Source organism: Planomonospora corallina (assembly GCF_042650625.1).
Classification (GTDB): domain Bacteria; phylum Actinomycetota; class Actinomycetes; order Streptosporangiales; family Streptosporangiaceae; genus Planomonospora_B; species Planomonospora_B corallina.
Genome location: NZ_JBHSBM010000017.1, coordinates 619007 through 627415, shown reverse-complemented (window position 1 = coordinate 627415; position 8409 = coordinate 619007). Strand labels below are relative to the sequence as shown.

General features: G+C 76.5%; 8 protein-coding genes. 5 read left to right on the top strand and 3 right to left on the bottom strand.

Annotation, left to right across the window (positions count from 1 at the left end; all coding sequences use genetic code 11):
* From ACFOWE_RS16015 to pgeF, 5 genes are all read left to right on the top strand, one after another.
* Positions 1-777, top strand: a 777-nt coding sequence (locus ACFOWE_RS16015) for an FAD-dependent oxidoreductase (protein WP_377288418.1), incomplete at its 5' end; no start/stop codon positions are given.
* Positions 774-974, top strand: coding sequence for a sulfur carrier protein ThiS (gene thiS / locus ACFOWE_RS16010; protein ID WP_377288416.1), 201 nt, complete (start codon positions 774-776; stop codon positions 972-974). The genes ACFOWE_RS16015 and thiS, both read left to right, overlap by 4 nt.
* Positions 975-1045: 71 nt before the next feature.
* Positions 1046-1813 (top strand): thiazole synthase, encoded by a 768-nt coding sequence (locus ACFOWE_RS16005; protein ID WP_377289148.1) that lies wholly within the window; start codon positions 1046-1048, stop codon positions 1811-1813.
* Between the two features lie 86 nt (positions 1814-1899).
* Positions 1900-3897, top strand: a complete 1998-nt coding sequence (gene pknB, locus ACFOWE_RS16000; RefSeq protein ID WP_377288414.1) for a Stk1 family PASTA domain-containing Ser/Thr kinase — start codon at positions 1900-1902, stop codon at positions 3895-3897.
* 46 nt (positions 3898-3943) lie between these two features.
* The gene (pgeF, locus tag ACFOWE_RS15995; protein WP_377288412.1) at positions 3944-4669 is read left to right on the top strand and encodes a peptidoglycan editing factor PgeF; all 726 of its coding nucleotides are present in this window, start codon (positions 3944-3946) and stop codon (positions 4667-4669) included.
* Between the two features lie 123 nt (positions 4670-4792).
* On the opposite strand, the gene alc is transcribed toward pgeF, so the two are convergent.
* The 3 genes from alc to ACFOWE_RS15980 all read right to left on the bottom strand — a co-directional run.
* Entirely contained in the window at positions 4793-5776 is a 984-nt protein-coding gene (alc, locus tag ACFOWE_RS15990; protein WP_377288410.1) for an allantoicase, read from the bottom strand.
* Between the two features lie 112 nt (positions 5777-5888).
* Positions 5889-7181 carry an allantoinase AllB gene (allB, locus tag ACFOWE_RS15985; protein ID WP_377288408.1) on the bottom strand — a complete coding sequence of 431 codons (1293 nt, stop codon included), beginning with the start codon at positions 7179-7181 and terminating at the stop codon, positions 5889-5891.
* Between the two features lie 46 nt (positions 7182-7227).
* Positions 7228-8409, bottom strand: a 1182-nt coding sequence (locus tag ACFOWE_RS15980; RefSeq protein WP_377288406.1) for a glycerate kinase, incomplete at its 5' end; no start/stop codon positions are given.

Sequence of the window (8409 nt, the reverse complement as noted above, 5' to 3'; positions counted from 1 at the left end):
GACGCGTGGGTGGACCCCCGGCGGGTCACCGCGGCGCTGCTGGCCGCGCTGGAGCGCCGCGGCGTCGCCGTGGTCCCGGCCCGGATGACCGCGCTGGAGGTGTCCGGCGGCGCCGTCACCGGGGTACGGCTCGCCGCCTCCCCCGGCGGCGCCGGGAACGGCACGCGCGGCGGTGACAGTGACAGCGACGGTCACGGTGACGGCGGCGCGGTGCTCCGCGGCGAGCGGGTGGTCCTGGCGGCCGGGGCCTGGTCCGGGACCGTGGAGGGCCTCCCGCCCGAGGTGCTCCCGCCGGTCCGGCCGGTCAAGGGCCAGATCATGCGGCTGCGCTCCGCCGAGCCGGTCCTGTCCCGGTGCGTGCGCGCCTCCGTGCACGGCGGGCGCGTCTACCTCGTCCCGCGCGGCGACGGGGAGCTGGTCCTCGGCGCCACCCAGGAGGAGCTCGGCTTCGACACCCGGGTGACCGCGGGAGGGCTGTGGGAGCTGCTGCGCGACGCGCGGGAGCTGGTCCCGGGCGTGACCGAGCTGGAGGTGGCCGAGGTGACGGCCGGGCTGCGCCCGGGGACGCCGGACAACCTCCCGCTGGTCGGCCCCTCGGCCCTGCCCGGCCTGGCGCTGGCCACCGGGCACCACCGGGGCGGCGTCCTGCTGGCCCCGCTCACCGCCGACCTCCTCCTCGGGGAGAGCGGCGACCCCGGAGGGCTGGCGGCGCTCTGCTCGCCCCTGCGTTTCGGGGAGCAGCGTTTCCAGGACCGCAGTCTGCAGGAGCGACGTTGAACGTGATGATCAACGGCACCGCGCACGAGCTGCCCGCGGGGGCGAGCGTGGCGCAGGCCGTACGGCGGCTGACCGACGCCACCAGCGGCGTGGCGGTGGCGGTGAACGACGAGGTCGTCCCGCGGGGCGCCTGGGAGAGCACACCGCTCACCGAGACCGACCGGGTCGAGGTGCTCACCGCGGTGCAGGGAGGGTGAACGTGAACGGCACAGGCGGGACCGGCATCGTGAACGGTGCGGCGGACGGCGCGGTGAACGGCGCGGCCGGCATGAGCGGCGCCGGCGACGGGCTGGTCATCGGCGGGGAGAAGTTCTCCTCCCGGTTGATCATGGGCACCGGCGGCGCGCCCTCCCTGGAGGTGCTGGACGCCGCGCTCGCCGCCTCGGGCACCGAGCTGACCACGGTCGCGATGCGGCGGCTGGACCCGTCCGCGCGGGGGTCGGTGCTCGACGTGCTGCGCCGGCGCGGCATCAAGGTCCTGCCGAACACCGCCGGCTGCTTCACCGCCGCCGAGGCCGTGCTGACCGCCCGGCTGGCCCGGGAGGCCCTGGAGACCGACTGGGTCAAGCTGGAGGTCATCTCCGACGAGCGCACCCTGCTGCCGGACCCGATCGAGACCTTCGACGCGGCCGAGCGGCTGGTCGCCGACGGGTTCACGGTCCTGCCGTACATCGGTGACGACCCCGCGCTGGCCCGCCGGCTCGAGCAGGCGGGCTGCGCGGCGGTCATGCCGCTGGGCGCGCCGATCGGGTCCGGGCTGGGCATCCGCAACCCGCACAGCATCGAGCTCATCGCGGAGGCCGCGGGCGTGCCCGTGATCCTGGACGCCGGGATCGGCACGGCCAGCGACGCGGCGCTCGCGATGGAGCTGGGCTGCGACGCGGTGCTGCTGGCCACGGCGGTGACCCGGGCCCAGCACCCCGAGCTCATGGCGCGGGCCATGCGCTCGGCGGTGGAGGCGGGACGGGCCGCCCGGCTGGCCGGCCGGATCCCCCGGCGCCGGTACGCGGAGGCATCTTCCCCTATGAATCCATAAAGATCCGGACAAGACTGCCTACCTCTTGACGCACGTTTGGAGCCGCACGAGCATGCGGACGGCAAATCGCCCGTAAACTCAGGCGGGTGGACACGACGCCAACCGATCCCCTCGTCGGGAGACTCCTCGACGGGCGTTACCGCGTCGATTCCCGGATCGCCCGGGGCGGCATGGCGACCGTCTACCTGGCCCTGGACGTCCGGCTCGACCGCACGGTCGCCATCAAGGTCATGCACCGCACCCTCGCCGAGGACCCCTCCTTCGTCCGCCGGTTCATCGGCGAGGCGAAGTCGGTCGCGAGCCTGTCGCACCCCAACGTCGTGCAGGTCTTCGACCAGGGCGCCGACGGGGACAACGTCTACCTGTCGATGGAGTACGTGCCGGGGCGCACCCTGCGCGACGTGCTCCGCGACCGGGGCAGGCTCCCCGGCCGGGAGGCGCTGGAGGTCATGATCCCGGTGCTCGCCGCGCTGGGCGCCGCGCACCAGAGCGGACTGATCCACCGGGACGTCAAGCCGGAGAACGTCCTGCTCGCCGACGACGGGCGGGTCAAGGTCGTGGACTTCGGCCTCGCCCGCGCGATCGAGGCGACCAACCAGACCCGCACCGGCCTCATGATCGGCACCATCGCCTACATGTCGCCCGAGCAGGTGACCTCCGGGGCCGCCGACGCGCGCAGCGACGTCTACGCGGCCGGGATCATGCTGTTCGAGCTGCTCACCGGCCGCCAGCCGTACGAGGGCGAGACCTCGATGGCGATCGCCTACCGGCACGTGCACGACACCGTCCCGCTGCCCTCGGCGCTGCTGCCCGGCTCCCCGCAGCCGCTGGACGCGCTGGTGGCCCAGGCCACGGCCCGCGACCCCGAGTCGCGCCCGGCGGACGCCACGGCGATGCTGATCGCCGCGGTGGAGACGCACCGCATGCTCTCCCGGGAGAGCGGCCCGATCCACTCGGGCCCGATCCACTCGGGCCCGGTCCCGTCCCTCCCGCTGCCGGCGACCGGCGCCCACCAGGCCCCGCTGCCGGCCCCGGCGCCCTCGATGCCCCTGCCGGCGCCGCCCCCGGCCAGCCCGACGCTGGTCCAGCCCCGCGTGGAGGTCCTCGACGAGCCCGCCCCGGCCGCCCCGGCGGCCCCCGCGCCGGCGACCCGCAGGGGACCGTCGCCGAAGGTCTGGTTCCTGGCCGCGCTGGCCGTGGTGATGGTCATCGGGATCGGCGTGACCGGCTGGCTGTTCTCCCGGACCACCATGGCCACGGTGCCCAACCTGGTCACGCAGAACGTCACGATCGCCGCCGACGTGGCCCGGAAGCGCGGCTTCGCCGTCGAGATCGGCCCGGCCGAGCACAGCGAGGAGGTCGCCAAGGACATCGTGCTGCGCACCGTCCCCGCCGCGGGCACCGAGGTGGAGCCCGGCTCCAAGCTCGTCCTGTTCGCCTCCGCCGGCCCCAAGCGGGTGGCCGTGCCCAACGTGGTCGGCCAGGACGTCAACGCGGCCAGGGAGAAGGTCTCGGCGGCCGGGCTGACCGTCGACGAGGTCAAGAAGCAGGCCAGCGAGACCGTCCCGCGCGGCCAGGTGATGCGGACCAGCCCCGCGGTGGGCAACAAGGTCAAGGAGGGCGCCAAGGTCGACCTCATCGTGAGCGCCGGCCTGGTGATGCCCGACGTCATGGGCATGCAGCGCGACGCCGCCAAGAGCGCGCTGGAGAGCGTCGGTCTGGTCCCCGAGTTCGTCGAGCAGACCGACGCGGCCCAGCCGTGCACGGTCATCGCCCAGGACCCCCAGGCCGGCGCGGAGACCGACAAGGGCGCGATGGTCCGGATGACCCTGTCGGCCTGCGGCAACGGCGAGTGGCACTGGCCGTGGGAGAACAACGACCAGAACGTCACCGACGGCGACGGCATGACCGTCGTCATCCCGAACGTGGTGTTCAAGGACGTCAAGGCCGCGCGCGACGAGCTGCGCGCGGCCGGGTTCAAGGTCCGGGTGAACAAGGCGCTGGACCGCAACCGGGTGCTGGCCCAGCGCCCGCCGGGCGGCCAGCAGGCTCCTCCGGGCACCGAGGTCGTCCTCTGGCACTAGGGATACGGCCTGCCGGGCCGTGCGCCCGCGCTGGTAGCCTCCCCGCGTGAACCGCTTCCAGCTCGCCGACGGGATCCACGCCGCCTTCACCGACCGGCACGGCGGGGTGAGCGCCGAGCCGTACGGCAGCCGCAACCTCGGCGGGGCCGTCGGCGACGACCCCGAGGCGGTACGGCGCAACCGGGAGAAGACCGCCGCCGACCTCGGGGTGGACCCGGAGCGCGTGGTGCTCATGCGGCAGGTCCACGGGGCCGATGTGCGCCACGTGACCGAGCCGTTCGGCGCGGAGCCGCCCCCGCTGGACGCCGTCTTCACCGACGTCCCCGGGCTCGCTCTGACCGCGCTGGTGGCCGACTGCGCCCCGGTGCTGGTGGCCGACCCGGTGGCGGGGATGGTGGGCGCGGCGCACTCCGGACGGCCCGGCACCGTGGCCGGGGTGGTGCCCGCGCTGGTCGCGGCGATGGCTGAGCACGGCGCCGACCCGGCCCGGATGGTCGCCGTGGTCGGGCCGGCGGCGTGCGGGCTCTGCTACGAGGTCCCCGCCGAGATGCGGGCCGAGGTGGCCGCGGCCGTTCCCGAGGCGTGGGCGACCACCCGCGAGGGCACGCCCGCCGTGGACGTGCGGGCGGGCGTCACCGCGCAGCTCGCCCGCGCGGGGGTCCGCGACGTCCGGCACGACGCGCGCTGCACGATCGAGTCACCGGAGCTGTTCTCCCACCGCAGGCGGCGCCCGACCGGCCGGTTCGCCGGCTACGTCTGGCTGGAGGGCTGAGGGCCCTCCGGCCGGCCGGGGCGTCCCGGCCGGGCAGGCCGCGCGGGCGCCGGGCGCGCCACCCCTGCTGGTCGCCATCCCGGCCGCGCCATCCCGGCCGCGCCACCTCCTGCCGCTTCCCGCTCAGCGGCCGAGCACGCCGTGCAGGCGGACCCGGGCGAGGCCGCCGTCGGGGTAGATGTCGACCCTGACGTGGGTGACGACCGCCGTCTCCGCGATGCGGAAGCGGTGCCGCGTGTCGGGCAGCAGCCGGGTCTTCGGCAGCAGCACGATCTCCCCGTCCGGGCCCGTCCCGGTGAGCGAGGCCCAGCCGGGGGCGTTGAACACCAGGTTGGTGGTGTCGATCTCGGCGAGCTTCACGGTCCCGGCGCCCGCCAGGCGGATGACCAGCCAGTCGTTGCCGCCGCCGCGGCGGCGCGCGGTCTCCCACCCCTCGGCCTGGTGGCGGGCCAGGCCGGGGGCGATGACGTTGTTCGGCGAGGAGTAGAACGCGTTGGAGCAGTCCGTGACCAGCCCGCCGTTCTCCAGAGCCGCCAGGTCGAGCCCGAGACCGTCGTGGAGCGACAGGTCGGGCCGGGGCTCGCCGTGCACGCGCAGCCGGGCGATGCCGCCGTCGGGGAAGGCGTTCAGCCGGACGTGCGTGTAGCACCGCTCGCCGGCGACCTCGAAGAAGTGCTCCGCGTCGCCCTTCAGGGCGCTCCTCGGGACGATCTCCGTCCACTCGGCGGCCCGCAGCTCTGCGACCGTGGGATACCCCTCCACCGAGGCGGCCTCCACCGAGGCGCAGGCCGGGTGGTTGCCGGTGAAGTGGGCGGTGTCGACCACGACCCCGCGGACCGCGCCGGGCAGGCCCAGCCGGACCAGCGCCCAGTCGTGGCCCGGCTCGCGGCGGCGGCGGGTCTCCCAGCCGTCGTAGACCTGCCCCCTGGCGCCGAAGGTGTGCGGCCGGAAGGACGGGCGGCCGGGCCGGATGAGGTTCTCCTTCTCGGCGAAGGACTCGTCGCTGGCGGCGACGACCGAGCCTCCGTAGGCGCGCAGAGCCAGGTCCGGCAGGGCGGTGAACGGGTCCACGGGCGGGTCCACGGGCGGGTTCGGAGACGGGTTCACGGGCGGGGCCTCTCTCGTGCGGGCGGGGCCGGGTCCCTCCGGAGACCGGGTCCGCCCACCCGGCCGGGGGCGGGGTCGCCGGGCGGCGGAGCGCCGGGTGCGGGGCGGCCGGTCACAGCAGGACCCCGGAGGGGGTCTCCCCCACCCGGCGGCCGCGCAGCCAGGTGGTGCGCACCACCCCGCGGAGCGTCCTGCCGTGGTACGGCGTGACCGGGTTGCGGTGGTGCAGGGCCGCCGCGTCCACGGTGAGGCTCCCGTCGGGATCGAAGGCGACCAGGTCGGCGTCGGCGCCCACGGCGATGGCGCCCTTGCCGTCCAGCCCGGCCAGGGCCGCCGGGTTGCGCGCCATCCAGCGGGCCACGTCGGGCAGGCCGTACCCGCGCCGGGACGCCTCGGTCCAGACGACCGGCAGGCCCAGCTGGAGGGAGGAGATCCCGCCCCAGGCGGCGGCGAAGTCCGGCACCTTCAGGTCGGGCGTGGCCGGGGAGTGGTCGGAGACGACGCAGTCCAGCACCCCGTCGGCGAGGCCCTGCCAGAGCGCGTCCCGGTTGTCCGCCGAGCGGATCGGCGGGCAGCACTTGAAGGCGGTGGCGCCCTCCGGCACCTGCTCGGCGGCGAGCGTGAGGTAGTGCGGGCAGGTCTCGGCGGTGATCATGACCCCGGACCGCCGGGCCCGGGCCAGCGGCTCCAGGCAGAGTGCCGAGGAGACGTGCAGGATGTGGACCCGCGCGCGGGTCTCCTCCGCCAGTCCGATCACCAGCTCGACGGCGCGGCGCTCGGCCTCGCCCGGCCGGGAGCCGAGGAACTCCGGGTAGGTGGGCCCGGCCGGCTCGGTGAGCAGCGCCGGGTCCTCGGCGTGCACGACCACCAGGCCGTCGAAGGCGGCGGCCTCGGCCAGCGCCTCCTTCAGCCGCGCGGCGTCCAGCGGCGGGAACTCCGCCACGCCCGACGGGGACAGGAAGCACTTGAAGCCGCGGACCCCGGCCTCGTGCAGGGCGCGCAGGGCGCCGAGGTTGCCGGGGACCGCGCCGCCCCAGAAGGCCACGTCGACGGCGCACCTGCCGGCCGCCGCCCGCCGCTTGGCGGCCAGCGCGGCGGGGTCCACGGTCGGCGGGATCGAGTTGAGCGGCATGTCCACGATCGTGGTGACCCCGCCCGCCGCGGCGGCCCGGGTCGCGGTGGCGAAGCCCTCCCAGTGCGTGCGCCCGGGCTCGTTGACGTGCACGTGGCTGTCGACGAGCCCGGGCAGCAGCGCCACCTCGCCCAGGTCGGCCCGCTCGGCCGCGCGAGGGGCGGCGTCCGGGTCGTGCACCCCGGTGATCCTGCCGTCCCGTACGGCCACCGCCGCGGGGCGCTCCCCCTGGGGCAGCACCACCCGGCGGGACGTGATGACCAGATCGTGCACGGGCGTCCTCCGGCGGTGGTCGTCGGGGCGGGCGGACCCGCCCGGGTTACAGGGGCGCGCCGGCGGCCCGGCCCTCCGGCGCGGCCGGGGCCTCGAGCCAGTCGGCGGCGAGCTTCGCGGCGAGCCGCTCGAGCAGCGGGCCGGCCTCGGCCATGCAGCGCGCGGGGTCGGGCTCGAGGTCGGTGAGGGCGTAGGCGGCCCGGATGCCGGCCGTCCGCAGCGCCTCGTCGCCGAGGGCGCGGCGGCCGCAGACCGCGACGACCGGGACCCCGGCCTCCCCCGCCGCGGCGGCCACGCCCGCGGGGGCCTTCCCGCGCAGGGTCTGCTCGTCCAGCGAGCCCTCGCCCGTGATGACCAGGCGGGCTCCGGCGAGCCGCTCCGCGAAGCCGAGCAGGCCGAGGAGGTACTCGATGCCGGGCCGGATCTCCGCGCCCAGGAAAGCGACCGCGGCGAAGCCCACGCCTCCGGCGGCCCCGGCGCCCGGTTGCGCGGCCACGCCCATGGAGCGGACGACGCCGTCGTGCTCGGCGGCGCCGGTCAGGCCGTGGGTGTGCGCGGCGACCGCGGCCAGGCGGGCGAGGCCGGCCTCCAGCGTCCTCACGTCCTCGGCGCCCGCGCCCTTCTGCGGCGCGTAGACGGCGGCGGCGCCGTACGGGCCGAGCAGCGGGTTGTCCACGTCGCAGGCGACGACGAACTCGACGCCGTCGAGCGGGACCAGCCCCGAGGTGTCGATGCGCTCCAGCTGCCGCAGGGCGCCTCCGCCGGGCGGCAGCTCCAGCCCGGCGGCGTCCAGGAAGCGCACGCCGAGCGCCGCCATCATCCCGGTGCCGCCGTCGGTGCAGGCGCTGCCGCCCAGGCCGAGGACGATCCGGCGGGCGCCGCGCCGTACGGCGTGCGCGATGAGCTCGCCGGTGCCCCGGCTGGTCGCGGTGAGCGGGGCGAGCCGGACGCCGCCGTGCGCGGCCGGCCCTCCGGCCGGGGCGGACGCGCCGGCGCCGGAGGCGTGCCCGGCGGAGCCGTTCCGGGCGGGCGCGTCCCCGGCCGGAGCCTCCTGCGCGGGGGGCAGGCGGCGCAGACCTGAGGCCTCGGCCAGCTCGACCACGGCGGTCGGCACGGCCGGGCCGGATCCGCCGGGCGTGCCGGAGGCGTGCCAGGCGTAGGCGGCGCGGACCGGCTCCCCGACGGGGCCGGTGACCTCGACCTCCACCCGCTCGAACCCGCAGGCCAC